This is a genomic window from Blastococcus saxobsidens DD2 (assembly GCF_000284015.1).
GTDB lineage: Bacteria > Actinomycetota > Actinomycetes > Mycobacteriales > Geodermatophilaceae > Blastococcus > Blastococcus saxobsidens_A.
This window is the reverse complement of record NC_016943.1, coordinates 4,099,828-4,126,168: the sequence shown is the minus strand read 5'-3', so window position 1 is coordinate 4,126,168 and position 26,341 is coordinate 4,099,828. Positions and strand designations below refer to the sequence as shown.

Annotated in this window: 27 protein-coding genes; 19 read left to right on the top strand and 8 right to left on the bottom strand. The window is 74.2% G+C overall.

The features are described 5' to 3' along the window. Positions 1–127 precede the first annotated feature (127 nt). From glmS to tsaE, 7 genes are all read left to right on the top strand, one after another. On the top strand, positions 128–1,990 hold the full coding sequence (gene glmS / locus BLASA_RS19470) for a glutamine--fructose-6-phosphate transaminase (isomerizing) (protein WP_014377951.1): 1,863 nt from the start codon (positions 128–130) through the stop codon (positions 1,988–1,990). A 115-nt stretch (positions 1,991–2,105) separates the two neighbouring features. Next, positions 2,106–2,492, top strand: coding sequence for a holo-ACP synthase (locus BLASA_RS19465; RefSeq protein ID WP_014377950.1), 387 nt, complete (start codon positions 2,106–2,108; stop codon positions 2,490–2,492). Further along, positions 2,489–3,955 carry an NAD(P)H-hydrate dehydratase gene (locus BLASA_RS19460; protein WP_014377949.1) on the top strand — a complete coding sequence of 489 codons (1,467 nt, stop codon included), beginning with the start codon at positions 2,489–2,491 and terminating at the stop codon, positions 3,953–3,955. The genes BLASA_RS19465 and BLASA_RS19460 overlap by 4 nt, the downstream gene beginning before the upstream one ends. Further along, positions 3,952–5,088 carry an alanine racemase gene (gene alr / locus BLASA_RS19455; protein ID WP_014377948.1) on the top strand — a complete coding sequence of 379 codons (1,137 nt, stop codon included), beginning with the start codon at positions 3,952–3,954 and terminating at the stop codon, positions 5,086–5,088. The genes BLASA_RS19460 and alr overlap by 4 nt, the downstream gene beginning before the upstream one ends. Beyond that, positions 5,088–6,281 carry an alpha/beta fold hydrolase gene (locus BLASA_RS19450; protein ID WP_014377947.1) on the top strand — a complete coding sequence of 398 codons (1,194 nt, stop codon included), beginning with the start codon at positions 5,088–5,090 and terminating at the stop codon, positions 6,279–6,281. The genes alr and BLASA_RS19450 overlap by 1 nt, the downstream gene beginning before the upstream one ends. A gap of 9 nt (positions 6,282–6,290) precedes the next feature. Further along, positions 6,291–6,938 carry a uracil-DNA glycosylase gene (locus BLASA_RS19445; RefSeq protein ID WP_166486598.1) on the top strand — a complete coding sequence of 216 codons (648 nt, stop codon included), beginning with the start codon at positions 6,291–6,293 and terminating at the stop codon, positions 6,936–6,938. After that, entirely contained in the window at positions 6,935–7,384 is a 450-nt protein-coding gene (gene tsaE, locus BLASA_RS19440) for a tRNA (adenosine(37)-N6)-threonylcarbamoyltransferase complex ATPase subunit type 1 TsaE (protein ID WP_014377945.1), read from the top strand. The genes BLASA_RS19445 and tsaE overlap by 4 nt, the downstream gene beginning before the upstream one ends. A gap of 25 nt (positions 7,385–7,409) precedes the next feature. Here tsaE and BLASA_RS19435 read toward each other — a convergent pair whose 3' ends face one another. After that, the gene (locus BLASA_RS19435) at positions 7,410–7,826 is read right to left on the bottom strand and encodes a TA system VapC family ribonuclease toxin (protein ID WP_014377944.1); all 417 of its coding nucleotides are present in this window, start codon (positions 7,824–7,826) and stop codon (positions 7,410–7,412) included. Positions 7,827–7,832: 6 nt separating this feature from the next. Beyond that, the gene (locus tag BLASA_RS19430) at positions 7,833–8,054 is read right to left on the bottom strand and encodes a hypothetical protein (RefSeq protein ID WP_014377943.1); all 222 of its coding nucleotides are present in this window, start codon (positions 8,052–8,054) and stop codon (positions 7,833–7,835) included. Positions 8,055–8,131: 77 nt separating this feature from the next. On the opposite strand from BLASA_RS19430, the gene tsaB reads away from it, so the two are divergent. From tsaB to tsaD, 3 genes are read left to right on the top strand one after another with little or no spacing between them, the layout of a single operon-like run. After that, positions 8,132–8,767, top strand: a complete 636-nt coding sequence (gene tsaB / locus BLASA_RS19425) for a tRNA (adenosine(37)-N6)-threonylcarbamoyltransferase complex dimerization subunit type 1 TsaB (RefSeq protein ID WP_014377942.1) — start codon at positions 8,132–8,134, stop codon at positions 8,765–8,767. Next, complete coding sequence (gene rimI, locus BLASA_RS19420; RefSeq protein ID WP_231839498.1) at positions 8,764–9,207, top strand: ribosomal protein S18-alanine N-acetyltransferase; 444 nt, start codon at positions 8,764–8,766, stop codon at positions 9,205–9,207. Before tsaB ends, rimI begins: the two co-directional genes overlap by 4 nt. Then, the gene (tsaD, locus tag BLASA_RS19415; protein ID WP_014377940.1) at positions 9,204–10,241 is read left to right on the top strand and encodes a tRNA (adenosine(37)-N6)-threonylcarbamoyltransferase complex transferase subunit TsaD; all 1,038 of its coding nucleotides are present in this window, start codon (positions 9,204–9,206) and stop codon (positions 10,239–10,241) included. The genes rimI and tsaD overlap by 4 nt, the downstream gene beginning before the upstream one ends. On the opposite strand, the gene BLASA_RS19410 is transcribed toward tsaD, so the two are convergent. Next, positions 10,231–11,457 (bottom strand): THUMP-like domain-containing protein, encoded by a 1,227-nt coding sequence (locus tag BLASA_RS19410; RefSeq protein ID WP_014377939.1) that lies wholly within the window; start codon positions 11,455–11,457, stop codon positions 10,231–10,233. The genes tsaD and BLASA_RS19410 overlap by 11 nt on opposite strands. A gap of 195 nt (positions 11,458–11,652) precedes the next feature. On the opposite strand from BLASA_RS19410, the gene groES reads away from it, so the two are divergent. Next, positions 11,653–11,961, top strand: a complete 309-nt coding sequence (gene groES / locus BLASA_RS19405) for a co-chaperone GroES (protein WP_014377938.1) — start codon at positions 11,653–11,655, stop codon at positions 11,959–11,961. 131 nt (positions 11,962–12,092) lie between these two features. Beyond that, a complete protein-coding gene (groL, locus tag BLASA_RS19400) occupies positions 12,093–13,739 on the top strand; it encodes a chaperonin GroEL (protein WP_014377937.1) in 1,647 nt (548 codons plus the stop codon). A gap of 166 nt (positions 13,740–13,905) precedes the next feature. Here groL and BLASA_RS19395 read toward each other — a convergent pair whose 3' ends face one another. Then, a complete protein-coding gene (locus BLASA_RS19395) occupies positions 13,906–14,205 on the bottom strand; it encodes a WhiB family transcriptional regulator (RefSeq protein ID WP_014377936.1) in 300 nt (99 codons plus the stop codon). Positions 14,206–14,576: 371 nt separating this feature from the next. Here BLASA_RS19395 and BLASA_RS19390 point away from each other — a divergent pair, with 371 nt between their 5' ends. Further along, complete coding sequence (locus BLASA_RS19390; protein ID WP_041776756.1) at positions 14,577–15,278, top strand: response regulator transcription factor; 702 nt, start codon at positions 14,577–14,579, stop codon at positions 15,276–15,278. Between the two features lie 195 nt (positions 15,279–15,473). On the opposite strand, the gene BLASA_RS19385 is transcribed toward BLASA_RS19390, so the two are convergent. Then, the gene (locus tag BLASA_RS19385) at positions 15,474–15,872 is read right to left on the bottom strand and encodes a DUF5319 family protein (protein ID WP_014377934.1); all 399 of its coding nucleotides are present in this window, start codon (positions 15,870–15,872) and stop codon (positions 15,474–15,476) included. 135 nt (positions 15,873–16,007) lie between these two features. Between BLASA_RS19385 and guaB the strand changes: the two genes are divergently transcribed. The 3 genes from guaB to guaA are packed head-to-tail and all read left to right on the top strand — an operon-like array spanning position 16,008 to position 20,223. Further along, on the top strand, positions 16,008–17,522 hold the full coding sequence (gene guaB / locus BLASA_RS19380) for an IMP dehydrogenase (RefSeq protein ID WP_014377933.1): 1,515 nt from the start codon (positions 16,008–16,010) through the stop codon (positions 17,520–17,522). 2 nt (positions 17,523–17,524) lie between these two features. Continuing rightward, a complete protein-coding gene (locus BLASA_RS19375) occupies positions 17,525–18,661 on the top strand; it encodes a GuaB3 family IMP dehydrogenase-related protein (RefSeq protein ID WP_014377932.1) in 1,137 nt (378 codons plus the stop codon). Further along, on the top strand, positions 18,661–20,223 hold the full coding sequence (gene guaA / locus BLASA_RS19370; RefSeq protein WP_014377931.1) for a glutamine-hydrolyzing GMP synthase: 1,563 nt from the start codon (positions 18,661–18,663) through the stop codon (positions 20,221–20,223). Before BLASA_RS19375 ends, guaA begins: the two co-directional genes overlap by 1 nt. A gap of 28 nt (positions 20,224–20,251) precedes the next feature. Here guaA and BLASA_RS23685 read toward each other — a convergent pair whose 3' ends face one another. Beyond that, complete coding sequence (locus tag BLASA_RS23685) at positions 20,252–21,724, bottom strand: META domain-containing protein (protein WP_014377930.1); 1,473 nt, start codon at positions 21,722–21,724, stop codon at positions 20,252–20,254. Between the two features lie 130 nt (positions 21,725–21,854). Here BLASA_RS23685 and BLASA_RS19360 point away from each other — a divergent pair, with 130 nt between their 5' ends. After that, positions 21,855–22,943 (top strand): sodium:calcium antiporter, encoded by a 1,089-nt coding sequence (locus BLASA_RS19360; RefSeq protein WP_041775857.1) that lies wholly within the window; start codon positions 21,855–21,857, stop codon positions 22,941–22,943. Between the two features lie 64 nt (positions 22,944–23,007). Here BLASA_RS19360 and BLASA_RS19355 read toward each other — a convergent pair whose 3' ends face one another. Both BLASA_RS19355 and BLASA_RS19350 read right to left on the bottom strand, forming a co-directional pair. Beyond that, positions 23,008–23,301, bottom strand: a complete 294-nt coding sequence (locus tag BLASA_RS19355) for a hypothetical protein (RefSeq protein WP_014377928.1) — start codon at positions 23,299–23,301, stop codon at positions 23,008–23,010. Further along, positions 23,294–24,223 carry a PspC domain-containing protein gene (locus BLASA_RS19350; protein WP_014377927.1) on the bottom strand — a complete coding sequence of 310 codons (930 nt, stop codon included), beginning with the start codon at positions 24,221–24,223 and terminating at the stop codon, positions 23,294–23,296. The genes BLASA_RS19355 and BLASA_RS19350 overlap by 8 nt, the downstream gene beginning before the upstream one ends. Positions 24,224–24,347: 124 nt before the next feature. Here BLASA_RS19350 and BLASA_RS19345 point away from each other — a divergent pair, with 124 nt between their 5' ends. Next, positions 24,348–25,598, top strand: coding sequence for an ATP-binding protein (locus tag BLASA_RS19345; RefSeq protein WP_041776753.1), 1,251 nt, complete (start codon positions 24,348–24,350; stop codon positions 25,596–25,598). Beyond that, positions 25,595–26,251: a response regulator gene (locus BLASA_RS19340; protein WP_014377925.1), complete on the top strand. Its 657-nt coding sequence runs from the start codon at positions 25,595–25,597 to the stop codon at positions 26,249–26,251. The genes BLASA_RS19345 and BLASA_RS19340 overlap by 4 nt, the downstream gene beginning before the upstream one ends. Positions 26,252–26,341 lie beyond the last annotated feature (90 nt).

Genomic DNA, 26,341 nt, shown 5'->3' with positions numbered 1-26,341 from the left:
GGAGGAGTCCCGTGAGGTGTGACTGCTGGGCTCGGCGTGACAGGGGACGGCCAGTGGTGGCGGTGTACTGCGCAGCAGGAACGTGTTGTGGACGGATCGGTCCGCCACTGCCGGTAGCCTGGGTCAAATGTGCGGCATCGTGGGATACGTCGGCCCTCAGGACGCGGTGGGCGTCGTCCTGGAAGGCCTTCGCCGGTTGGAGTACCGCGGCTACGACTCGGCGGGCATCGCTGTCGTCGCCGACGACGTCGTCTCTTCGGCGAAGAAGGCCGGCAAGCTCGCCAACCTGGAGAAGGTGCTGGCCGACCGGCCGCTACCGGAGTCCACCATCGGCATCGGGCACACCCGATGGGCCACCCACGGCGGTCCGACCGACCGCAACGCGCACCCGCACGTCTCCGCCGACGGGTCGGTCGCGGTGATCCACAACGGGATCATCGAGAACTTCGCCGCGCTGCGAGCCGAGTGCGAGGCGGCCGGCGTCGAGTTCACCTCCGAGACCGACACCGAGGTGGTCGCCCACCTGCTGGCGGCGGTGTACGAGTCCACCCCCGCGGGTGAGGGCCGGCTCGCCGAGGCGATGCGCGCGGTCTGCCAGCGGCTGGAGGGCGCGTTCACCCTCGTCGCCACGCACGTGGCCGAGCCCGACACGCTGGTCGCGGCCCGGCGCAGCAGTCCGCTCGTCGTCGGCATCGGCGACGGTGAGTACTTCCTGGGGTCCGACGTCGCCGCCTTCATCGGGCACACCCGCCAGGCACGCGAGCTCGGGCAGGACCAGGTCGTCGAGATCGACCGCACCCGTGGCCTGACCGTCACCGGCTTCGACGGCACGCCGGCCGAGCCCACCGCCTACACGGTCGACTGGGACGCTGCCGCCGCGGAGAAGGGCGGCTACGACTGGTTCATGCTCAAGGAGATCGCCGAGCAGCCCCAGGCGATCGCCGACACCCTCCTGGGTCGGTTGGGCGAGGACGGCGAGCTCGTCCTCGACGAGGTCCGGCTGTCGGACCAGGAACTGCGGGACATCGACAAGGTCTTCGTCGTGGCGTGCGGCACCGCCTACCACGCGGGCCTGATCGCCAAGTACGCCATCGAGCACTGGACCCGCATCCCCGTCGAGGTCGAGGTCGCCAGCGAGTTCCGCTACCGCGACCCGGTCCTGGACCGCTCCACGCTCGTCGTCGTCATCAGCCAGTCCGGCGAGACGATGGACACGCTGATGGCCCTCCGGCACGCGAAGGACCAGAAGGCCCGCGTGCTGGCCATCTGCAACGCCAACGGCTCCACCATCCCGCGTGAGTCGGACGCCGTGCTCTACACCCACGCCGGCCCGGAGATCGCCGTCGCCTCGACCAAGGGCTTCCTCACCCAGCTCGTCGCCTGCTACCTGGTCGGCCTGTTCCTGGCCCAGGTGCGCGGCATGAAGTTCGAGGACGAGATCGCCTCGATCGTCGACGACCTGCGCGGGCTGCCCGACGCAGTCGCCGAGGTGCTGACCGGCATGGAGCCGGTGCGGGAGCTCGCCCGGTCGCTGGCCGACGCGAACACGGTCCTCTTCCTCGGCCGGCACGTCGGCTTCCCGGTGGCGCTCGAGGGCGCGCTGAAGCTCAAGGAGCTGGCCTACATCCACGCCGAGGGGTTCGCGGCGGGCGAGCTCAAGCACGGGCCGATCGCGGTCATCGACCAGGGCACCCCCGTGGTCGTCGTCGTGCCGTCGCCGCGCAGCCGCAACTCGGTGCACGGCAAGGTCGTCTCGAACATCCAGGAGGTCCGGGCCCGCGGGGCGCGCACGATCGTGATCGCCGAGGAGGGCGACGACGACGTCGTCCCCTACGCCGACCACCTCATCCGGGTGCCGCGCACGCCGACCCTGCTCGCGCCGGTCGTGACCACCGTGCCGCTGCAGATCCTGGCCTGCGAGATCGCCGACACGCGCGGCTACGACGTCGACCAGCCGCGGAACCTGGCCAAGAGCGTCACCGTCGAGTGAACTCGCTCGATGATGATCAGGTGACCTGGTCATCAGTGGTCCTGGCTCACCGTCGACCGTGAGCCAGGACCCCGTGCGGTGAGCCAGGACGCCGCGGAGGCGGCAGACTGGCCGGGTGATCATCGGGGTCGGGATCGACGTCGTGCCGGTGGAGCGCTTCGCACAGTCGCTCGCCCGCACACCGGGGCTGCGCGACCGGCTGTTCACCGCGGCCGAGCAGCGCACCCCCTCGGGTGGCCCCCGGACCGGCGAGTCGCTGGCCGCCCGGTTCGCGGCGAAGGAGGCCCTGGCCAAGGCGCTCGGCGCCCCCGGCGACCTGCGCTGGCACGACGCCGAGGTCACCGTCGGCGAGCACGGCCGCCCGCACCTGGAGGTGCGCGGCTCGGTGGCCGGCCGGGCGGCGCAGCTGGGCGTCACGTCCTGGCACGTCTCCCTCAGCCACGACGGGGGCATCGCCTCCGCGGTCGTCGTCGCCGAGGGCTTGGGCCGGGAGACCACGTGATCGGCCTGTTCACCGCGGCGGAGATCCGCGCGGCGGAGGCCCGGCTGCTGGCGGCACTGCCGGACGGCGCCCTGATGCAGCGTGCGGCGACCGGGTTGGCCACCGTCTGCCTCCGCCTGCTCGGCCGCTCCTACGGTGCGCGCGTCACCCTCCTGGTGGGCGCGGGCAACAACGGCGGTGACGCGCTGTTCGCCGGGGCGCGGCTGGCCTCCCGCGGTACGCAGGTCACCGCCGCCCTGCTGGCTCCGGAGCGGGCGCACGAGGCGGGGCTGACCGCATTCCGGCGGGCCGGTGGCCGCGTTGTCGCACCCGAGGCGGCCGGGCCGGCCCTCGAGCGGGCCGATCTCGTGCTCGACGGGATCACCGGGATCGGGGGCTCCGGCGGGCTGCGGCCGGACGCCGCCGCGCTGGTGGACCGGGCCGCCGCGGGACCGGCGCTGATGGTGGCCGTCGACGTGCCCAGCGGGGTGGACGCCGACACCGGTGCGGTCGACGGGGCAGCCTTCGCCGCCACGCACACCGTGACCTTCGGCGCGGTCAAGCCGGGGCTGGTCGTGGGGCAGGGGCGCGGCCACGCCGGCGAGGTGCACCTCATCGGCATCGGCCTGGACGAGCACCTGCCGGCCCCGGCCGCGTGGCAGCTCACCGACGCGGACGCCGCGGCCCGCCTGCCGCTGCCGGACGCCGACGACGACAAGTACACCCAGGGCGTGGTCGGGATCGTCGCGGGATCGGCCACCTACCCCGGCGCCGGCGTCCTGTGCACCGGAGCCGCGCTGCGCACCCGACCCGGGCTGGTGCGCTACGCCGGGACAGCCGCCGACGGCGTGCGTGCCGCCTGGCCCGAGGCGATCGTCACCGATGGCCGGCCCGGCGATGCCGGCCGGGTGCAGGCCTGGGTGGTGGGCCCGGGCATGGGCACCGACGACGACGCCCGCAGCGTGCTGGCCGAAGTCCTCGCCACCGATCTGCCGGTGCTCGCGGACGCCGACGCGCTGACGATGCTGGCCCGCGAACCGGACCTCGCGCGCAACCGTCCTGCACCGACGGTGCTCACCCCGCACGACCGCGAGTTCGCCCGGTTCGGGTACGGGCCCGGCTCCGACCGGATCGGCGCCGCCCGCCGGCTGGCGGCCGACCTGGGCGCCGTCGTCCTGCTCAAGGGCGAGGCCACCGTGGTCGCCGACCCCGGTGGCACCGCCTTCGTCAACGCCACCGGCACGCCGTGGCTCGCCACGGCCGGCACCGGTGACGTGCTGTCGGGCATCACCGGCGCCCTGCTGGCCACCGGGCTGCCGGCCGTCGAGGCGGCGGCCGTGGCCGCGCACGTCCACGGCCGCGCCGGCCAGGTCGCCGCCGCGCGGGGGCCGCTGATCGCCGGCGACCTGGTGCGGCACCTCCCCGAGGCGATCAGCCGGGTGCGCGGGGTCCGGCCGGACCGCCTGCCAGACTCGGGGGCGTGACCAACGGGACCCGGGCCGAGGTGGTCGTCGACCTCGATGCCATCGCGGCGAACACCGCGGTGCTGCGCGGGCGGGTCGCCCGCCCGCTGATGGCGGTGGTGAAGGCCGACGGCTACGGCCACGGCCTGGTGCCGGCCGCCCGGGCGGCGCTGGCCGGGGGAGCCGACCAGCTGGGTGTCGCGGTGCTGGACGAGGCGCTGGCGCTGCGTGCCGCCGGGGTGACGGCGCCGGTGCTGGCCTGGCTGCACGGCCCGGGCGCCGACTTCGCCGCCGCGCTGGCCGCGGACGTCGAGGTGTCGGTCAACGCGGCGTGGGGGCTGGCCGAGGTGGTCGCCGCGGCCCGGACCACCGGCCGCGCCGCCCGGCTGCACCTGTGCGTCGACACCGGGCTCTCCCGCGAGGGCGCGCCCGCCGCCGAGTGGCCGCGGCTGGTCGCCGCGGCGGCGCGGGCGCAGGCCGACGGCGACGTCGAGGTCGTCGGGCTGTGGAGCCACATGGCCTACGCCGACGCCCCGACGCACCCCACCATCGGCGCGCAGGTGCGGGTGTTCGAGGAGGCCGTCGCGGTCGCGCGCGCCGCCGGCCTCACCGGCGCCCGCCGGCACCTGGCCAACTCCGCGGCCACCGTGGCCCTGCCGGAGACCTGGTACGACATGGTGCGCCCGGGCGTCGCCGTCTACGGGCTGGACCCGCTCGGCGGGGACGCCGCCGCCCACGGGCTCCGGCCGGCGATGACGGTGCGGGCCGCCGTCGCGCTGACCAAGCGGGTGCCGGCCGGGGCGGGGGTGTCCTACGGGCACACGTACACGACGCCCGCCGAGACGACGCTGGCGCTGGTGCCGGTCGGCTACGCCGACGGGGTGCCGCGGGCCGGCGGCAACCGGGCTCCGGTCCTCGCCGCCGGCGCCCGCCGGACGATCGCCGGGCGGGTCTGCATGGACCAGTTCGTGCTGGACGTCGGGGACGACCCGGTGGCGCCCGGCGACGAGGTGGTCCTCTGGGGCCCGGGGGAGCGCGGGGAGCCCACCGCCCAGGACTGGGCCGACGCGGTCGACACCATCCACTACGAGCTGGTCACCCGGATCGGCGGCCGGTTCACCCGGCGGTACGTCGGCTCCGCGGGGGCGGTCTGATGGCGCGGAAGCACCCGCCGCCCGCCAGGCATCCCCGCGGGCTCACCGCCGGCATCGTCGGCGCGGTCGTCGGGCTGGCCGCCGCCGGTACCGCCGCCGGGGTGGCCGTGAGCCGGATCGCCGCACGGCGGGTACGTGCCGTGGAGCTCCGGCCGGCCGCCGAGCTGCCGTCCGGTTCTCCCGAGGGGCAGTTGCGCCGGGCCGACCCCCTCGGCGCCGAGGCCCGCCCCGCCGACCGCACCGCCCTGGTCCAGGCCGACGACGGGGTGCTCCTCTCGGTGGAGGAGATCGGGCCGGGGGACGCCCCGCTGACGGTCGTCTTCGTGCACGGCTACACGCTGTCGATGGCCTCGTGGGCCTTCCAGCGGCGCGCGCTGGCCGCGGAGCTGGCGACCGAGAACGGACACCGGCCGCAGGCGCGGCTGGTCTTCTACGACCAGCGCGGACACGGCTCCTCGGGCCGGGGCGCCCCCGCACGCTCCACGATCGAGCAGCTGGCCGCCGACCTCGGGACGGTCCTGGACGCCCGCGCGCCGCGGGGGCCGGTCGTGCTGGTCGGCCACTCCATGGGTGGCATGACCATCATGGGACTGGCCGCCTCCCGTCCCGAGCTGTTCGGCACCCGCGTCGTCGGGGCCGCGCTGCTGTCCACCTCCAGCGGCAACCTCGCCGAGCTGAGTTTCGGGCTGCCGGAGATGCTCACCCGGCTGCGCGCCGCGATCCTCCCCGTCGCCGCCTGGACCATGCGGCACCGGCCGACGTTCGCCGAGCGCACCCGGCGGGTCGCCGCCGACCTGGTGTCGGCCGCGACCAAGGCGTTGTCCTTCGGCTCGGCCGACGTGGACCCGGCGCTGGTCCGCTACGTCGACGCGATGATCGCGGGCACGCCGGTCGACGTCATCGCGGAGTTCTACCCGGCCCTGGCCGGGCTGGACGAGACCGGCCGCCTGGAGCCGCTGCGCCAGGTGCCCACGCTCGTGCTCACCGGCGACCGGGACACCATGATCCCCAAGGAGCACAGCGAGCTGATCGTCGAGCGCCTGACGCAGTCCGGCGAGAACGCGGCGGAGTACATCGTCGTCCCCGGTGCCGGTCACATGGTGCTGCTCGAGGCGCCGGACGAGGTCAGCAGCGCGCTCACCCGGCTGCTCCGCCGGGTCGTGGCCGGTCGGACGGCGAACGCGCGCGGTTAGGGTGCGGTGGTGGCCGCACCCCGTCCGCCCCGGTTCGACGCCGCCGCCGAAGAGGTCGCGCGGACGGCCGCGGCTGCCCCGGACTGGCCGTCCCTCGCCCGGTCCGCGAGCGGGTGCCTGGCCTGCCCCGAGCTGGCGGCGGCGCGACGCAACGTCGTCGTCGGCGACATCCCCGTGGCCGGGCGGCCGCTCGTGGCGCTCGTCGGAGAGGCTCCCGGAGCGACGGAGGACGAGACCGGCCGGCCGTTCGTCGGGAAGTCCGGCGCGCTGCTGGACCAGCTGCTCGCCGAGGCGGGGCTGGACCGTGGGCGGGCCGCCGTCCTCAACGTGGTGAAGTGCCGTCCGCCGGGCAACCGGACGCCCAGGGCCGACGAGGTGGGCCGCTGCAGCGGCTGGCTGCGCCGCCAGCTGCAGCTGCTCGACCCGCCGGCGGTGATCGCCCTCGGGCTGTCGGCCGCCAAGTGGTTCCTCGGTCCGCGCACGGTGCTCGCCCGGGCGCGGGAGGTCGGCCCCGTGGAGTGGGAGGGCCGCGGCCTGTACGTCACCTACCACCCGTCGGCGGCCATCCGGTTCGGTCCGAACGGGGCGCCGCGGGCCGCGCTGGCCGCCGACCTCCGCGCCGTCGCGTACCTGGTCGGCGCCCGGGAGACGCGGTGAGACGGGAGCACGTGCTGCCCACGCTCGCCGACACCCAGGCCCTGGGCCGCGCGCTGGCCGCACTGGCGCGCCCCGGCGACCTGCTGGTGCTCGTCGGGCCCCTGGGTGCCGGCAAGACCGCCCTCACCCAGGGGATCGGGGCGGGGCTCGGCGTCCGGGAGCCGGTCACCTCGCCGACCTTCGTCATCGCCCGTGTCCACCGCGACGGGCGCATCCCGCTCGTGCACGTCGACGCCTACCGCCTCGGCGGACACGCCGACGTCGACGACCTGGATCTCGACGCCGCCACCGGAGAGTCGCTCACCGTGGTGGAGTGGGGACAGGGGCTCGTGGAGCAGCTGGCCGACGAGCACCTCGAGGTGCGGCTCGACCGGCGCGACGACGACGTCCGGACGGCGCTGCTCGTGCCGTCCGGCCCGAGCTGGGAGCAGCGGATCGACGGCTGAGGTGGCACCGGCTCGGGCGACCGCGCTACAGGGCGGTGAGCAGCTCGACGTCCCGGTTGCCGGCCAGCGAGGCGAGCCCCGCGTCGAAGGTGACCAGCCGGACGCCTCGGCGGCGGGCGAGCGTCAGCAGATGCGCGTCGGTCACCTGGCGGTGCCCGCTCGTCGCCGGCACGTCGGTATCGACGATGGATACGTCGTCGACCAGGAACCGGTGGGCGCCTGCACTGCGCAGTCCGGCGAGGACGTCACGAGCGGTAGCAGGAGCCAGCGGGCTGGGCAGCACCGTGGGGTTGGCGGAGATCCGCACGAAGCCGCTCTCGGTGATCGGGCAGGTGGCCCAGCCCGACGATCGGTGGGCGGCGAACCAGTTCCGGATCGCGACATGGTGGACGTGCGAGTCCCACGCCAGCGCGATCAGCGCGTTGACGTCGAGGAGTCCCACGGTCGGTCAGGCCTCCTCGAGGGCCCGGGCCACCATCCCCGGGGTGATGGGGGCAGTCCCGCTCGGCACGCGGATCACCGGTAGCCCGTCCTCGCTCTCCACCCGGGCCGGCGTCAGCCCTCGGCGGGCGAGCTCGGAGATGACCGCACCGAGAGAGCGGCGCTCACCAGCGGCGAGCTCGCGAGCCGCAGCGACGACGTCGTCATCGATGTCCAGGGTGGTGCGCACCGCGTGATGTTAACGCATCAGCGCATCAATCGACGTCGCCGTCCACGGCCAACCGTGTCCCACTACCCTGAACGTCCGTGCTGGTCCTCGCGCTCGACACCGCCACCCCGAGGCTCGTCGCCGGGCTGGCGCGCTGGTCGGCCGCCGACGGCGCCACGGTGCTCGCCGAGCGGGCGGTGCCGTCCGGCACGAAGCACGCCGAGCTGCTCACTCCCGCCGTCCAGGGTGTGCTCGCCGACGCCGGCGTCGCGCTGGGGGACGTGGAGGCGATCGTCACCGGCCTCGGCCCCGGACCGTTCACCGGCCTGCGGGTCGGCGTCGTCACCGCCGCGGCGATCGCCGACGCCCGGGGCATCCCGGTCGTCGGGGTGTGCTCGCTGGACGCCGTCGGCTCCGGCGCCCGCACGGTGGTCACCGACGCCCGGCGCAAGGAGGTCTACTGGGCCACCTACGACGCCGACGGGATGCGCACCGAGGGGCCCTCGGTCGTCCGGCCCGAGGACCTCCGGCTGCCCGGCCCGTTCACCGGCGACCCGGCCTTCGCCGAGCGGCTGGGCGGGCCCGTGACGCCGGCCGACGTCACCACCGCCGGGCTGCTGCGCGCCGCGGCCCCGCAGCTGGCCGACCCCGGGTCGGCCGCGCCGCTGGTGCCGCTGTACCTCCGCCGTCCCGACGCCGTGCCACCGACGTCGATCAAGCCGGTGACGCGGTGAGCCGGTTGCGACCGATGACCCTCGCCGACCTGCCCCGGGTGATGGAGCTCGAGGAGGAGCTCTTCGCGCCCGACACGTGGACCGCGGCGATGTACCGCGAGGAGCTCGCGCAGAGCGGCACCCGCCATTACCTGGTGGCCGAGGACGACGGTGTGGTCGTCGGGTACGCCGGCCTGATCGCCTACGACGAGGAGGCGCACGTCGCCACGATCGGCGTCGCGGGTGCCCGGCAGGGCGAAGGCATCGGCGCCCGGCTGCTCGACGCGCTGCTGGCGGAGGCCGACCGGCGCAGCCCGGTGGTGCTGCTCGAGGTGCGCGCGGACAACGAGCCGGCGCAAGGCCTCTACCGGCGGCGGGGGTTCACCGAGATCGGCCGGCGCCCGAGGTACTACCAGCCCAGCGGCACCGATGCCGTGGTGATGAAGCGGGAGAAGCCGTGAAGCAGGAACCGATCGTGCTCGGCTTCGAGACCTCGTGCGACGAGACCGGCGTGGGGATCGTGCAGGGCCACACCTTGCTGGCCGACGCGCTCGCCACGTCCGTGGCCGAGCACGAACGCTTCGGCGGCGTGGTCCCCGAGATCGCCTCTCGGGCGCACCTGGAGGCGATGGTGCCCACGGTGCACCGGGCCCTGGCCGACGCCGGCATCAGCGCGTCCGACATCGACGCGGTGGCGGTCACGAGCGGGCCCGGCCTGACCGGCGCCCTGCTCGTGGGGGTCGCGGCGGCGAAGGCCTACGCGCTGGCGCTCGACAGACCGCTGTACGGGGTCAACCACCTGGCCGCGCACGTCGCCGTCGACGAGCTGCAGCACGGGCGGCTGGCCGAGCCGTCGATCGCGATGCTCGTCTCCGGCGGGCACAGCTCGCTGCTGCTGGTACCGGACCTGGCGCAGGAGGTGCAGTCGCTCGGCCGCACGATCGACGACGCCGCGGGGGAGGCGTTCGACAAGGTGGCCCGCGTGCTGGGGCTGCCGTTCCCCGGCGGCCCGCCGATCGACCGGGCCGCGCGCGAGGGCGACCCGTCGGCGATCGCCTTCCCGCGCGGCCTCACCGGCCCCCGCGACCCGGCCTACGACTTCTCGTTCTCCGGGCTGAAGACGGCGGTCGCGCGGTGGGTCGAGGCCCGGGAGCGGTCCGGCGAGCCGGTGCCGGTCGCCGACGTGGCCGCGTCGTTCCAGGAGGCGGTCGCCGACGTCCTCACCGCGAAGGCGGTGCGGGCGTGCCGCGACCACGGCGTCGACCACCTGGTGCTCGGCGGGGGAGTGGCGGCCAACTCGCGGCTGCGCGCGCTCGCGGAGGAGCGGAGTGCTGCGGCCGGCATCGTGCTGCGCGTGCCCAGTCCGCGGTTGTGCACCGACAACGGGGCGATGGTGGCCGCGCTCGGCTCGCGGCTGGTCGCCGCCGGCGTCGCGCCGTCGGCGCCCGACCTCGGCGCGGACAGCTCGCTGCCGATCGACGTCGTCAGCCGCTGACGTCGCAGACCAGCACGGTCGGGGCGCCGGCGACACGGGTGACGACGACGGTGGCCGTCCGCGCGCCGTCGCCGCGGAGCTGGCGAGCCAGGGTCTCCGGCTCGATGGCCGAGCCGCGCTTCTTCACCACGACCCGGCCGACCCCGCGGTCGCGCAGCAGTGCCTTCAGCTTCTTGAGGTTGAACGGCAGCGCCTCCTCGACCCGGTAGGAGCTGACCCAGGGCGAGCCGGCGCGGGCGTCGGAGGTCAGGTAGGCGATCGTCGGGTCGACCAGGTTCGCGCCGAGGTCCGCGGCCACCAGCGACACCAGCCCGGAGCGGATGACCGCCGGGTCCGGCTCGTGCAGCCAGCCGCGCACCGGGCCCGCGGGCGCCGGACCGGGGTCGGCGTCCGCGGTCAGCTCGTGCGCCTCGTCGCTCAGGAGCGTGGCCCGCCGCCAGGTCGAGGAGACCGCGCGGCCCCACAGCAGTGCCTCGACGATCGAGCCGCCGACCGACACCCACTCGGCCTCGACGCCGTCGGGCACCCGGTCGTGGTCCAGCCCCGGCGCCACCTTCACCGCCGCGGTCGGCATCCGCTCCAGGAGGAGGGCGACCGTCAACCAGGGGGGTGACCAGCGGTCGGGGTCGAGCTGGCGGCGTCCGCCGGCGCGGCGGGCGGGATCCAGGACGGCGGCCCCGCAGCCGGCCACCTCGCCCCCGCGGGCGGCGGCCACCAGCTCGACGGCGTCGCCGGCGACCACCCAGACGTCGTCGTCGACGCCGAGCGCCGCGGCGTTGGCGGCGGTCAGCTCGCGGGCGACCGGATCGACGTCGACGGCGAGCACCCGGGCCCCGGCCCGGGCGAGGGCGACCGTGTCGGTCCCCGACGCGCAGCCGAGGTCGGCCACCGAGTCCGCGCCCCCTGCCAGCAGCCGGGCGGCTCGGCGCCCGGCCAGCTGCGGGCGCCCGGCCTGCTCCAGGGTGTCGGCGGTGAAGAACAGGACGTCGGCGTCGGTGCCGAACACCGGCCGCGCCCGGGACCGGAGCCGGGCCAGCTCCCACGCCGCCCCTGCGTGCTCGGCCCCCACCTCCGCGCGCAGCCGGTCCAGGCCGGGGAGCAGGTCGACCCCGTCGTCCTGCAGCCGTGTCGCCAGCGCGACGGCGGTCGCCCCCTCGTGGCCCCGCAGCCAGGCGAGCTGGGTCAGGACGGCGTTCTCGGGGGAGTCGGGGGCCACCGGCCAAGCGTGGCGTACGGGCCGGGGCGCCCCGACGTCACCCACCCCGGGGTACCAGGTTGAGCGGCTGGCACTCTCCTAGGTAGAGTGCCAAAGCGACACGGCCTGGCGCCCGACCCCCGCGACGGCGGGTGCCCGGATCCCGTGCCACAGCATCCATCCCTGCCGTCCGACACCGAAGGGGGCGTCACCGACGTGACGACCGCTACCAAGGTCAGCATCAAGCCGCTGGAAGACCGCGTCGTGGTCCAGGCCAACGAGGCCGAGACCACCACCGCCTCCGGTCTGGTCATCCCGGACACCGCCAAGGAGAAGCCCCAGGAGGGCACCGTCGTCGCCGTCGGCCCCGGCCGCATCGACGACAACGGCAACCGCGTTCCGCTCGACGTGAACGTCGGTGACGTGGTCATCTACTCGAAGTACGGCGGTACCGAGGTCAAGTACGCCGGCGAGGAGTACCTGGTGCTCTCCGCCCGCGACCTGCTCGCCGTCGTGGAGAAGTGACCTCTCCTCAGCACTGAGCGCCAGCGCTCACCCGACCGCCCCGGCGACCCGAACCCCGGGTCCCGGGGCGGTCTCTGTTGGGCCTCATCCCGCCCAGCCCACCCCACGCACACCTGATCGAGAGGTCCGGCATGGCCAAGATCATCAAGTTCAACGAGGACGCCCGGCGCGCCCTGGAGCGCGGCGTCGACAAGCTCGCCGACGCGGTGAAGGTGACGATCGGCCCGCGTGGCCGCAACGTCGTCATCGACAAGAAGTTCGGTGCCCCGACGATCACCAACGACGGCGTCACCATCGCCCGCGAGATCGACCTCGAGGACCCGTACGAGAACCTCGGCGCCCAGCTGGCCAAGAGCGTCGCCACCAAGACCAACGAGGTCGCCGGTGACGGCACCACCACCGCCACCGTGCTCGCCCAGGCGCTGGTGCACGAGGGCATGCGCAACGTCGCCGCCGGCGCCAACCCGATGGCGCTGGGCCGCGGCATGCGGGCCGCGCTCGACGCCGTGCACGCCGCCCTCGACGCCGCCGCCATCCCGGTCGAGAAGCGCGAGGCCATCGCCGGCGTCGCCACCATCTCCGCGCAGGACGCCGAGGTCGGCGAGCTGATCGGCGAGGCGATGGAGCGCGTCGGCAAGGACGGCGTCATCACCGTCGAGGAGAGCAACACCCTGTCCACCGAGCTCGACGTCACCGAGGGCGTCCAGTTCGACAAGGGCTACCTCTCGCCGTACTTCGTCACCGACCAGGAGGCCATGGAGGCCGTCCTGGACGACGCCCTCGTCCTGCTGGTCAGCGGCAAGGTCGCCGCGCTGGCCGACCTCCTCCCGCTGCTGGAGAAGGTGCTGTCGACCGGCGGCCGGCCGCTGCTGCTGGTTGCGGAGGACGTCGAGGGCGAGGCGCTGTCCACCCTCGTCGTGAACTCGATCCGCAAGACGGTCAAGGTCGTCGCGGTGAAGTCACCCTTCTTCGGCGACCGACGCACGGCGTTCATGACCGACCTCGCCGTCGTCACCGGCGGCCAGGTGGTCAGCGAGGACGTGGGCCTCAAGCTCGACCAGGTCGGCCTCGAGGTGCTCGGCACCGCCCGCCGGGTCACCGTCACCAAGGACGCCACCACGATCGTCGACGGCGGCGGCACGTCGGAGGCCATCGGCGACCGCGTGGCGCAGATCCGCCGCGAGATCGAGGCCACCGACTCCGACTGGGATCGCGAGAAGCTCCACGAGCGGCTGGCCAAGCTCGCCGGCGGCATCGGTGTCATCCGGGTCGGTGCGGCCACCGAGGTCGAGCTCAAGGAGCGCAAGCACCGCATCGAGGACGCCATCGCCGCCACCCGCGCCGCGGTGGAGGAGGGGGTCATCCCCGGCGGTGGCTCCGCGCTCGTGCACGCCGCCGCGGCGGTCGACGCGCTGTCGCTGGAGGGCGACGAGCTCACCGGTGCCCGCGCCGTCCGCACGGCCCTGGACGCCCCCGCGGTGCAGATCGCCGAGAACGCCGGGTTCGAGGGCCGCGTCGTCGTCGCCAAGGTGCGGGAACTGGGCGCCGGTCAGGGCTTCAACGCCGCGACCGGTGAGTACGGCGACCTCGCCGACCAGGGCGTCATCGACCCGGTCAAGGTCACGAAGGCCGCGCTGGACAACGCCGTCTCCATCGCCGCGATGGTGCTCACCACCGACTCCGCCGTGGTGGAGAAGCCCGCGGAGGAGGAGCACGAGCACGGCGGCGGGCACCACACCCACGGTCACTCGCACGGCGGGCACGGCCACAGCCACTGACGCCCGCGTCTGTGCGCCGATGATCAGGTGACCTGATCGTCAGGGGTCCTGGCTCACGATCGACGGTGAGCCAGGACCCCCTGCGGTGAGCCAGGACGGCTGAGGACACGCAAGAGGGCCCGGTCCAGCATTGCTGGACCGGGCCCTCTCGGCGTTCGTGCGGAGGTCAGACCCCCGCGGCGACGGCGGCGGGCTCGGCCGCGATCAACCTGGCCCGCTCCTCCTCGCTCATCCCGCCCCAGACGCCGTACGGCTCACGGACGGCGAGGGCGTGCTTGAGGCACGCGTCGACGACCGGGCACCGCGCGCAGACGGCCTTGGCCGCGGTCTGCCGCCGCGCCCGGGCCGGCCCGCGCTCGCCGTCGGGGTGGAAGAAGAGGGACGTGTTCTCGCCACGGCATGCGCCATGGAGCTGCCAGTCCCAGACCTCGGCGACGGGCGTCGGGAGTCTGCGGATGTCGGCCATGTCTCCTCCAGGACTCGATCGAGCCGGAGGGGGCTGTCCGGCTGCAAGGGGCCGGTGCCCTCGCCGTCCCACCGTCAAACACCGCCGATTCGCAACTTTTTGCCGGTGTGCGCTCCGTCACCACCGTCCGGCCTGCTCACCCCCGGGGGTGAGGGCGTCTGTCGGACCGTCCGCAACTCGATCAAGGTTGCTCCAGGCCGCGCCGAGTCCGGGAGGGGGAGACACCCGGACCCGTCGCGGGACCTGCGCAGAGGTGGAGGGCCCCGGGTGGGGCCCTCCACCCGAGCGACACCCGGCCGGGCTCATCCCGGCCGGTGGGGGACCCGGCCACCAGCTGGGAGAAGCGAGGAGCAGGCGTGATCGAGGACAGGATGCGTGCCCCGGTGCACGGCGCGACCGTGTGGGTCTACGACGAGCGACGGCGGGTCCGTGACGACGTCGCCTCACGGCTGGTCGCACTGCCCTTCGTCGGCCGGGTCGAGGTGGTCGGCGACGCCCAGTCACTGGCCTCCCGCCTAGCGACCCGGACGCCCGACGTCCTCGTCGTCGGCACCCAGCGGGCCGTCGACACCGGCCTGTCGGCCGCGACGCAGGCGCTGCGCATGCACCCGGGGCTGCCGGTGCTCGTCCTCGGTGCACCCGACGACGCCGACAGCGTCCGGGCCGCCGTCGCCTTCGGCGCCCGGGGGTACCTGCGCTGGGATGCGACCGCCATCGAGATGGGTCTCGGCCTCTCCCGCGTCGGGCTGCGCGCCGACGGCGGCCGCATCCCGCAGCAGCAGGTGTCCCAGCCGATGGCGGCGTGGAGCGGTGCCGCGCCGCTGGCCGGCTCGGCGCCCACCACGGTGCGTTCCACCGTCCGCGACGCCCCCCCGGCCGTCGCGCTGTCCATGCGCGAGATGCAGGTGCTCACCGGCATGAGCCAGGGCAAGAGCAACGCCCAGATCGGTCGCGAGCTCTACCTGTCCGAGGACACCATCAAGACCCACGCCCGGCGGCTGTTCCGCAAGCTCGGCGCCAAGGACCGCGCCGAGGCGGTCGCGACGGGCTTCCGCCGCGGCATCATGCAGTGACACTGTCGTCCTCCGGACGACACCGCGGCCAGGAGCCGTTCCCTTGCTGCGCTGAGCGCGTCCGTCATGCCTGCGCGGGACCCTCCGGGCCCCACTCGGCCTGACCAAGCTCGCGCTCCTCACCGACATGCGCATGGTGGCGGTTATCCGGACCGGATAACCGCCACCAGGCGTATGCGGGTGCTTGAGGCTCGCTCAATCCTCGCGGGCGTGCCGGCCGGTGCGCTGGCCGCTGGGCTCGTCGCGCTCGGCGAGGGCCGCCACCCCGTCGGCGTAACCGCTGGCGTAGTCCCAGCTGACGTAGTCGTCGGGATCGGGCTCGAACGGTGGCTCGTGGCGCCCGGTCTGCCCCTCGTCGAGCAGCTGGCGCAGGTTGGCCTGCATGAGCGCCCAGTCGACGTGGTGCTCCTCCTCGCAGTCCGGGCAGTCCACGACGATGCCCTTGATGCCGGTCGGTTCGAGCAGCGTGCGGAAGACCTCGAGCTCGGCGAGGTCGTCGAGGACCCCGGCGCGCTCCTCGATCGTCAGCGGTGGAGGAGGCGGCTGATCGGCCGAGCCGAAGTCCGGGCCGAGGGCGTCGTCGAACGGGGACACAGTCACACGGTAGCCGCCGAACGGGCGGAGCACCGCACCCGAGTGCCGCCGCCTACGATCGGGGCAGGTCCCGTGCGCCCGCGAGGGGTGCCGACCGGTGTCCGACCCGATCTGCCCCGAAGGGTGGCCGCGCACATGCAGCCCGACTCCGTGCCCGAGCTGCCGGCGAAGTTCGCCCGCCTCGGGCTCACCTACGACGACGTCCTGCTCGTCCCTGGCGCGTCCGACGTCGTCCCGGCCGAGGTGGACACCAGCAGCCGGGTGACCCGGCGGATCACCCTGGCCGTGCCGCTGCTCTCCAGCGCGATGGACACCGTCACCGAGGCACGCATGGCGATCGCCATGGCCCGCGTCGGTGGCATGGGGGTGCTGCACCGCAACCTCTCCGCCGAGGAGCAGGCCGGGCAGGTCGACCTGGTCAAGCGGTCGGAGGCCGGCATGGTCACCAACCCGGTCACCTGCTCGCCGGACAGCACGCTGGCCGAGGTCGACGCCCTCTCGGCGCGGTACCGCATCTCCGGCGCCCCGGTGGTCGACGCCGACGGCGTCCTGGTCGGTATCGTCACCAACCGCGACATGCGCTTCGAGACCGACATGAACCGGCTCGTGCGGGACGTCATGACGCCGATGCCGCTGGTCACCGCCCCGGTCGGGGTCGACCCCGACACCGCCCTCGGCCTGCTCTCCCAGCACAAGATCGAGAAGCTGCCGCTGGTCGACACCGCCGGCCGGCTGCGCGGGCTCATCACGGTCAAGGACTTCGTCAAGCGCGACCAGTTCCCGAACTCCACCAAGGACGCCGACGGCCGGCTGGTCGTGGGCGCCGCGCTGGGCGTCGGCGAGGACGCCTACAAGCGCGCCGGGCTGCTGGTCGACGCCGGGGTCGACGTGCTCGTCGTCGACACCGCCCACGGCCACCAGCGGGCGGTGCTGGAGATGGTCGCGCGGGTGAAGAAGGAGTTCGGTGGCGATGCCGGCGTGGAGGTCGTCGGTGGCAACGTCGCCACGCGCGCCGGTGCGCAGGCCCTCGTCGACGCCGGGGTGGACGCGGTGAAGGTGGGCGTGGGGCCCGGCTCCATCTGCACCACCCGGGTGGTCGCCGGCGTCGGGGTCCCGCAGATCAGCGCCATCTACGAGGCGTGGCTGGCTGCCGGCCCGGCCGGCGTCCCCGTCATCGCCGACGGCGGGCTGCAGTACTCCGGCGACATCGCCAAGGCGATGGTCGCCGGCGCCGACACCGTGATGATCGGCGGGTTGTTCGCCGGGGTCGAGGAGGCCCCGGGCGAGCTGGTCTTCATGAACGGGAAGCAGTACAAGACCTACCGCGGCATGGGCTCGCTGGGCGCCATGCAGAAGCGGGGCAACCAGTCGTTCAGCCGAGACCGGTACTTCGCCGACGACGTCCTCTCCGACGACAAGCTCGTGCCCGAGGGCATCGAGGGCCAGGTGCCCTACCGGGGCTCGCTGTCCGGCGTGGCGCACCAGCTGGTCGGAGGGCTGCGCGCCTCGATGGGTTACGCCGGTGCGGCCACGATCGGCGAGCTCAAGGAGCGCGGTCAGCTGACCCGCATCACCTCGGCGGGCCTGGTCGAGTCGCACCCGCATGACATCCAGATGACCGTCGAAGCACCCAACTACCGAGGGCGCTGAGCATGAGCGTGCGCGACACCGTCGAGATCGGCCTCAACCGCTTCGCCCGCCGGGGCTACGACCTGGACGAGGTCTCGATCGTCCCGTCCCGGCGTACCCGCGACGTCGACGACGTCTCGACCGCCTGGCAGATCGACGCGTTCCGCTTCGACCTCCCGCTGGTGACCAGCCCGAGCGACGCCGTCGTCAGCCCGGCGACGGCGATCGCCGTCGGCCGGGCCGGTGGCCTCGGCGTGCTGAACGGCGAGGGCCTGTGGACCCGCTACGACGACCCGGCGCCGATGTACCGCCGCATCGCCGAGGCGGCCGCCGCGGGTGCGCCTCCGGTGGCCCTGCTGCAGGAGGTCTACGCCGAGCCGGTGAAGACCGACCTGATCACCGCGCGGATCAAGGAGATGGGCGAGGCCGGCGTCACCACGGCGATCCGGATCTCCCCCCAGCACACGGAGCAGCTCGCGCCGGCGGCCCTCTCCGCCGGGGTGGACCTGCTGGTCATCCAGGGCACGATCGTCTCGGCCGAGCACGTCACCTCCCAGGGGAACGCGCTGAACCTCAAGGAGTTCATCGCCGACCTCGACGTCCCCGTGATCGTGGGCGGCGCGGCGAACTACACGACCGCCCTGCACCTCATGCGGACCGGGGCCGCCGGGGTCATCGTCGGCGTCGGGGCCGACACGTACTCCACGACGGACGCGGTCATGGGCATCCGCGTGCCGCTGGCCAGCGCCATCGCCGACGCCGCCGCGGCCCGCCGCGACTACCTCGACGAGACCGGTGGCCGGTACGTGCACGTCATCGCCAACGGCCGGATCGAGACCAGCGGTGCCATCGCCCGGGCGCTGGCCTGCGGCGCGGACGCCGTGCAGCTGGGCGAGCCGCTGCGGGTCGCCGCGGAGGCACCCGCCGGTGGCGTGTGGTGGGATTCGGTGGCCGCGCACCCGCGGCTGCCGCGCGGCGCCGCCTCCGCGCCGGTCGAGCCGGCCGGCTCGCTGGAGCAGGTGCTGCTCGGCCCGGCGGAGTCCGCCGACGGGCGCACCAACCTCTTCGGCGCCCTGGCCCGCACGATGGCCAAGACCGGCTACTCGGACCTCAAGGAGTTCCAGCGGGTCGATCTGGTCATCGGGGGCTCGGAGAGCTGATGGACTTCCCGACCGTCCTCGTCGTCGACTTCGGCGCCCAGTACGCCCAGCTGATCGCGCGGCGGATCCGCGAGGCCGGGGTGTACTCGGAGATCGTCTCGTCGGAGGTGCCGGCCGAGGAGATCCTCGCTCGCAAGCCGGCCGCGATCGTGCTCTCCGGCGGGCCCTCGAGCGTCTACGCGCCCGAGGCGCCGACGGTCGACCCGATGCTGTTCGAGTCCGGCGTCCCGGCCTTCGGCATCTGCTACGGCTTCCAGGCGATGGCCGCCTCGCTCGGCGGCACGGTGGCGCGCACCGGCGACCGCGAGTACGGCGGCACGCCACTGACCGTCACCACCCGGGCCCGGCTGTTCGGCGACCTCCCGCTCGAGCAGAACGTGTGGATGAGCCACGGCGACGCCGTCAGCGCGGCCCCGCCCGGGTTCACCGTCACCGCCACGTCGACCGGTGCGCCGGTCGCCGCGTTCGAGGACGTCGACCGCCGGCTGGCCGGGGTGCAGTTCCACCCGGAGGTCCGGCACACCGCACACGGGCAGACGGTGCTCGAGCACTTCCTGTTCGAGATCGCCGGCCTGGAGGCCACCTGGACGATGGCCAACGTCGTCGAGGAGCAGGTGGAGCAGATCCGCGCCCAGGTGGGGGACCGCCGGGCGCTGTGCGCGCTCTCGGGCGGCGTCGACTCCGCCGTCGCCGCGGCGCTGGTGCAGCGGGCGATCGGTGACCGGCTCACCTGCGTCTACGTCGACCACGGGTTGATGCGCGAGGGGGAGACAGAGCAGATCGAGCGCGACTTCGTCGCCGTCACCGGTGCCGACCTGCGGGTCGTCGACGCCCGCGAGCAGTTCCTCAGCGCGCTGGCCGGGGTCAGCGACCCCGAGGAGAAGCGGAAGATCATCGGCCGCGAGTTCATCCGCGTGTTCGAGCAGGCCGCGCTCGACGTCGTCTCCGACGCCAAGAGCCACGGCGAGACCGTCGACTTCCTGGTGCAGGGCACGCTCTACCCCGACGTCGTCGAGTCCGGCGGCGGCAGCGGGACGGCGAACATCAAGAGCCACCACAACGTCGGCGGTCTGCCCGAGGACCTGACCTTCACCCTGGTGGAGCCGCTGCGGACGCTGTTCAAGGACGAGGTCCGGCAGGTCGGCCTGCAGCTGGGCCTGCCCGAGACCCTGGTGTGGCGGCAGCCGTTCCCCGGGCCGGGGCTGGGCATCCGCATCGTCGGCGAGGTGACCCAGGAGCGCCTGGACGTCCTGCGCAAGGCCGACGCGATCGTGCGCGCGGAACTTTCGGCCGCGGGGCTGGACCGCGAGATCTGGCAGTGCCCGGTGGTGCTGCTGGCCGACGTCCGCTCGGTGGGCGTGCAGGGGGACGGGCGCACCTACGGGCACCCGATCGTGCTGCGGCCGGTGTCCAGCGAGGACGCGATGACCGCCGACTGGACCCGGCTGCCCTACGACGTCCTGGCCAGGATCTCCACCCGGATCACCAACGAGGTCGAAGAGGTCAACCGGGTCACCCTCGACGTCACCAGCAAGCCGCCGGGCACGATCGAGTGGGAATAGGCCCCGCTGCAGGGGCCGGAGCGACCCGTCACGGCGACGAGTACTCCAGCCCCTGACCGCCGGGGCTGCGGATCGTCAGCCGGCCGTTCGCGATCCGCACGGTGAAGCCCTGCTCCAGCACGTCGGTCACGTGGGCGTCCTGCTCGCGCAGTTCCTCCGGGCAGCGCCCCTCGCCGGCCGGCCCGCTCGTCGTCACCTGCTCGTCGCGGAGCTGCCATGCGCCCGCCAGCGACCGGCAGCCGGTGGAGGCGCGGAACGTGCCGTCGGCGGTGAACTCCAGGACCGCGGGCTCGCCCTCGGCCGCCCATCCCATCGCCTCGGTGGTCAGCCCCTGGAGCGACCACGTTCCGCCGACCAGGTCGCCGGCCTCGACAGGTGGACGGGGGCGGAGGTGGACCTCGGCGCCGTCGCCGGTGAGCACGAGGCCCTCCGAGGAGGTGGTCGCGCGCGGGTCGTCCGCGGTGAGCACCCTCGAGTAGACGCCCTCCGCGCGGGCCACGTCCCCCGTGCAGGCCATGAGGCTGGTCAGGTGGTCCTCGAGCTCGAGCCGCCCGTCGTCGAGCCGGTAGCGGGCACCGAAGCCGTTGCAGAACGACGTCCCGGCCAGCCGGGCGTCGTCCACGGCCAGGGTGCCCTCGAGGTCGGGGAGGGGGACGGGCACGCCGTCCCGCCGGAGCTCCGTCACCACCCACTCGCCGCGGAGATCGGCGCTCGTCGCGGGCCGCGCGCCGCGCTCCGCCCGGTAGACCAGGCCACGACCGTCGGGGTCGCCGAGGGTCAGCTGGTCGCCGTCGACCGAGACCTGGAAGCCGTCGCCGAGCACCGTCACCACGTGGCCGTCCTGCGCCGCGACGTCGGCCGGGCAGTCGTCCGTACCGGCGGAGAGTTCGGTCAGCCGCACCACGTCGCCCTCGATCGTGAAGCGGCCGGTCAGGTCGCGGCAGCCGGTGGAGCCGGTCAGCGTCCCGTCGCCGAAGAGCTCGAGCGTCGCCGTCTCGCCGACGGGCGAGCTCGCCGTCTCGCCGTCGAGCAGCGTCTCGAGCGCCCACCGGGTACCCACCAGCTCGGTCACGGGCACCGGCGCGACCGGGGTGAACCGCAGCTCGACGCCGCCGCCGGTGAGCACCAGGTCCTCGCCGTCGAGCGCCGCGGTGTCCACGGCGGCAAGGGCCCCCAGGTAGGCATCCTCCGCGGCCATGACGTCGGGCGCGCAGGCCATCTCGGTGCGGCCGATCTCGCCGACGGAGAGCGAGGTCCCGCCGTTCCGGTAGGACGCGCCGTAGGAATTGCAGAAGGCGACACCGCGCACCTCGCCGGCGACGAACTGCAGCGTCGCCGTCGTGCCGCTGGGCCGGGGGAGGGCGGCCCCGTCGACGGTCCCTTCCGCCAGCTGCCACTCGCCGCTCAGGTCAGGCCCGCCGCTGACGCCGGGCCCGCCGGTGCCACCGCCGCACGCGGTGAGCAGTGCGGCGGCCAGCAGCAGGACGGCGACGAGGCGCATACCCGCACGACGCGTCACCGGTCCCGTCCGGTTCCCCCGGCGGCAGGACACACGGAGGCCCGGCGCGCCGGATTCCGGCAGGTGTGATGGGCTCGACGCCGGCCACACCGTCGAGGACCCGGAGGAACGAGTGAGCTCCGCGCCGTGGCCTCTCCTGCCCAGCGTGGGCGTCCTCGCCGCGATGGCGGTCGTCATCGTGATCGTGGGAGTCCGGCTGACCCGCATCGCCGACACCCTCGCGGACCGCACCGGCCTGGGTGACGCCATCGGCGGTGCCCTGCTGCTCGGGGCCGTCACCTCGCTACCGGGGAACGTCACGGTGCTCACCGGTGCGCTGGAGGGCGACGCCGGCTTCGCCCTGGCCAACCCGATCGGCGGCATCGCCCTCCAGACGGTCTGGCTCGCGATCGCCGACCTGCTCTACCGCCGCGTCAACCTCGAGCACGCGGCCGCGTCCCTGCAGAACGTCCTGCAGTCGGTCCTGCTCATCGCCATGCTCGCGATCCCGGTCGTGGCCTACGCCACGCCCGATCTCCGGCTGGGCTGGATCCACCCCATGACGTTGCTGATCCCCGCCCTCTACGGCTACGGCCTGACGCTGCTCCGGCGGATGCAGCACGAGCCGATGTGGCAGCCGGTCCACACCGATCAGACGGCCGACGACGACGGCAACGGCGAGGACGCGGGTGGCAACGGCGAGGACGCGGGCGACGGGGACGGCGCGGGCGACGGGGACGGCGCGGACGACGAGGACCAGCGCTCGACCGCCCGGTTGTGGGGCCTGCTCGCGGTGATGGGGCTGGTCACCGGGGTCGCCGGCTGGCTGGTGGGCCGGGCCGGACTCAGCGTGATCGCGCGGGCCGGGCTCGACAGCGGCGTCGTGGGCTTCACCCTCACCACGGCGATCAGCTCGCTGCCCGAGCTCGTCGTCCTGCTGACCGCCGTGCGGATGGGCCAACTCACCCTCGGTGTCGGCAACATCGTCGGGGGCAACGTCTACGACATCCTGATGATCTCCCTCGCCGACATCGGCTACCTGGAGGGGCCGATCTACCGGGACGCCGGGCCGACCAGCCTGGTGCTCCTCGGCGGCACGCTCGTCATGACGGCGGTGCTGGCCGCCGGGCTGCTCATGCGTGACCGGAAGTGGATCGGCTTCGAGGGTGTCTCGATCCCGCTGATCTACGTGGGCACCGTGGCGCTCGCCCTCGTGGGGTGACGGACGGCGGAGGGCCCGGGAGCGGTCTGCTCCCGGGCCCTCCGCCGTCCACTCCTCCTGCCGGTCAGCCCCGTCTGCGTGCCTTGCGCAGCTCCTTGACCAGCAGCGCGATCCCCGCCCCGATGAGGAGCACCCACAACAGGCCGCCGTCGTCGAGCAGGCCCAGCGAGAAGTTCAGGCCGACCATCGTCGAGACCGCCACGACGAGGAAGAACAGGCCGGCCACGAGCGCCACCAGGTCGACTCGCCGCGGCTGCTGCGGCTGCGGCCGGTCCTCCGTCTCCAGGGGCGCGACCATCTGCCACTGCTGCTCCTGCCACGCCGTCGGCGTGGTCGGGAACTCGCTGTAGTCAGCCACGGGACACCTCCACCTCACCGATACCGGTGTTGATCTCGAGCACGATCTCCGCCTCGCCGTCGTCGGTCCACTCAGCCGTTCCGCGACCGGGGAAGAAATCGGTGCCGAACTCGTCGGAGCCGAGGACGTGGGTCTCGCCCACTCCCTGGTCGACCCGGACGCGGGCATCGGCGGAGCGCGGCAGGATCACCTCGACGTCGCCGATGCCGTGCTGCACCTCGATGTCGAGGGCGTCGGCGAGATCGGCCATCGGGACGTCGGAGAGGTCGACGGTGAGGTCGCCGACGCCACCGGCGTAGACCTCGCGCACGTCGGCGACGGTCTGCGGGCGGAAGCTGCGGTCGCCTAACCCGCCGTCGGTCGACGGCGCCGCGGCGGCGATGGCCAGGGCCAGCGAGAGCACGACGCCCAGGGCGATCAGACCGCCGCGGGCGGTGCGGCCCCCGCTGAACGCGGCCGCGACGAGTCCCGCGCCGACCACGGCCAGGGCGGTCCCGAGGTAACCGACCGCGTCGATGTCCCAGCCGATCAGCCGGCTGATCAGCACGAGGACGCCGACGACGATCAGCAGGCCGGCGACCGTGATGCCGGGAACGGGTGACCGGGGACCGGCCGGCTCGCGCCGACGCACGGCGCCGGCCGGCTGCCCGGGGGCCGCCGCCGGCGCGGGGCCGTCCGCGCCGGCCGGCATCAGCAGCCACAGCAGGAGGTAGACCAGGACGCCGGTGCCGCCGGCGACCGCGAGGGCGACGAAGCCGACCCGCCACAGGAGTGCGTCGATCCCGGTGTAATCGGCCAGGCCGCCGTTCACCCCGCCGATGACCTTGTCGGAGCGGCTGCGGCGCAGCTGCGGACGGACCGGTGGCGGCTGCCAGCCGGGCGGTTCCACCGTGGGTGGTGCAGGAGGAGGAGCGGATGTCATGCCGGCAAGCCTGCTGACCGCTCGGGTCCCTGACCATCAGGGAACTCCCCGAACCGACCCTGGTTCCTCTTCCGGGGTGATCACCGGTGTCGGCCGGGACCCCGCCGGTGCGACGATCGGTGCTGTGACCACCACCCCCGCAGCGCCGCCGCGTCCGCCGCTGGCGCGCCCGCGCACGGGTCGCGTGGTCGCCGGCGTCGCCGCCGGTACCGCGGCACACCTCAGGCAGGACCCGCTGGTGGTGCGGGTGGCCTTCGTCCTCCTGGCGACCACGGGGCTGGGGATCGCCCTCTACGCGCTGCTCTGGATGACCATGTCGGTCGCCGCCCCGGGCGACGAGGCGGCCCCGGCGGTGCAGGGCTGGCGGCCGGCCGGCGCGTGGCAGTGGATCGCGCTGGTGGTGCTCGGCCTCGCGGCCGCGAGCGTGCTCGGGCAGGTTGCGCAGTGGACCAGCAGCGACGTCGTCGTGCCGCTGGTCCTGCTGGTGGGCGGACTCGCGGTGATCTGGCGGCAGCTGGACACCGACCGGACGCTCGCCGTCCCGGAGGCGCGCTGGGCACTGCTCGGGGGCGTCGCCGTGGTGGGTGCCGGGTTGTTCCTCCTGCTGGCCACGACGGGTCAGCTGGCCAACGCCCGCAACGGGTTCGCCGCCACGCTGCTCATCCTCACCGGGGTGGTGCTGGTGACGGCGCCGCTGTGGCGGAGGCTGCTGGACTCCCGTGCCGACGAGCGCGCCGCCCGCATCCGGTCGGAGGAGCGGGCCGCCGTCGCGGCGCACCTGCACGACTCGGTGCTGCAGACCCTCGCCCTGATCCAGCGCAACGCCGAGGAACCGCAGGCGGTCAGCCGGCTGGCCCGCAGCCAGGAGCGTGAACTGCGCGCCTGGCTCTACGACCCGGCGCAGGTGCGGGAGGGCGGCACGTGGGCAGGGCTGGTCGCCGGCATGGTGGCCGAGGTGGAGTCCGACCACGCGCTCACGGTGGACCCCGTCGTCGTCGGCGACGCCCCGGTCGACGACGCGCTCGCCGCTCTCGGGGCGGCGACGCGCGAAGCGCTGGTGAACGCGGCCAAGCACTCCGGCGCGGGGAGCGCGGACCTCTACACGGAGGTGACGGCGGCCCAGGTGTCGGTGTTCGTCCGCGACCGCGGGAAGGGGTTCGATCCCGCTACCGTCCCCGATGACCGCCGCGGGCTGCGTGACTCGGTGCACGGCCGGCTCGCCCGGCTGGGCGGCACGGCACTCGTCCGGTCGACACCGGGGGAGGGAACCGAGGTGGAGCTGGTCCTGCCGAGGAACGGAGCGCCCCGCGGGAGCGAACCGAGCAACACCGTGAGCGGAGCGCTCCGTGCGAGCGAGCAGAGGAGCAGCAGATGACGCCGCGGGTCTTCGTGGTCGACGACCACGCCATGGTGCGCACCGGTGTGCGGGCCGAGCTCGGGACCGACGTGACCATGGTCGGGGAGGCCGCCGACGTCCCCACCGCCATCGAGGGCATCCGCGCGACCCGGCCGGACGTCGTCCTGCTGGACGTGCACCTGCCCGGTGGTGACGGGCGCGCCGTGCTGGAGACGCTGCGCGCCGAGCTGCCCGAGGTGAAGTGGCTGGCGCTGTCGGTCTCCGACGCCGCGGAGGACGTCATCGCCGTCATCCGGGCCGGGGCGCGCGGCTACGTCACCAAGACCATCTCCGGCCCCGACCTGCTGGATGCCGTCCGCCGGGTGGCCGACGGCGACGTCGTCTTCAGCCCGCGGCTGGCCGGCTTCGTGCTCGACGCCTTCGCCGCCGGTACCCCGGTCGCACCCGAACCCGAGGAGGAGGCGACCGACCCCGGTCTGGACCTGCTCAGCGCCCGGGAGCGCGAGGTGATGCAACTGCTGGCCCGCGGCTACACCTACCGGGAGATCGGCTCGCGGCTGTTCATCTCGGTGAAGACGGTGGAGTCCCACGCGTCCAACGTGCTGCGCAAGCTACAGCTGTCCAACCGCAACGAGCTCACCCGCTGGGCGGCGACCAACCGCCTGCTGTGACATCGTCGTCCTCCGGACGACACCGCGGCCAGGAGCCGTCCCCCACCGGCGTGGAGCCGCTGCGTCGCGCCTGCGCGGAGCCCTCCGGGC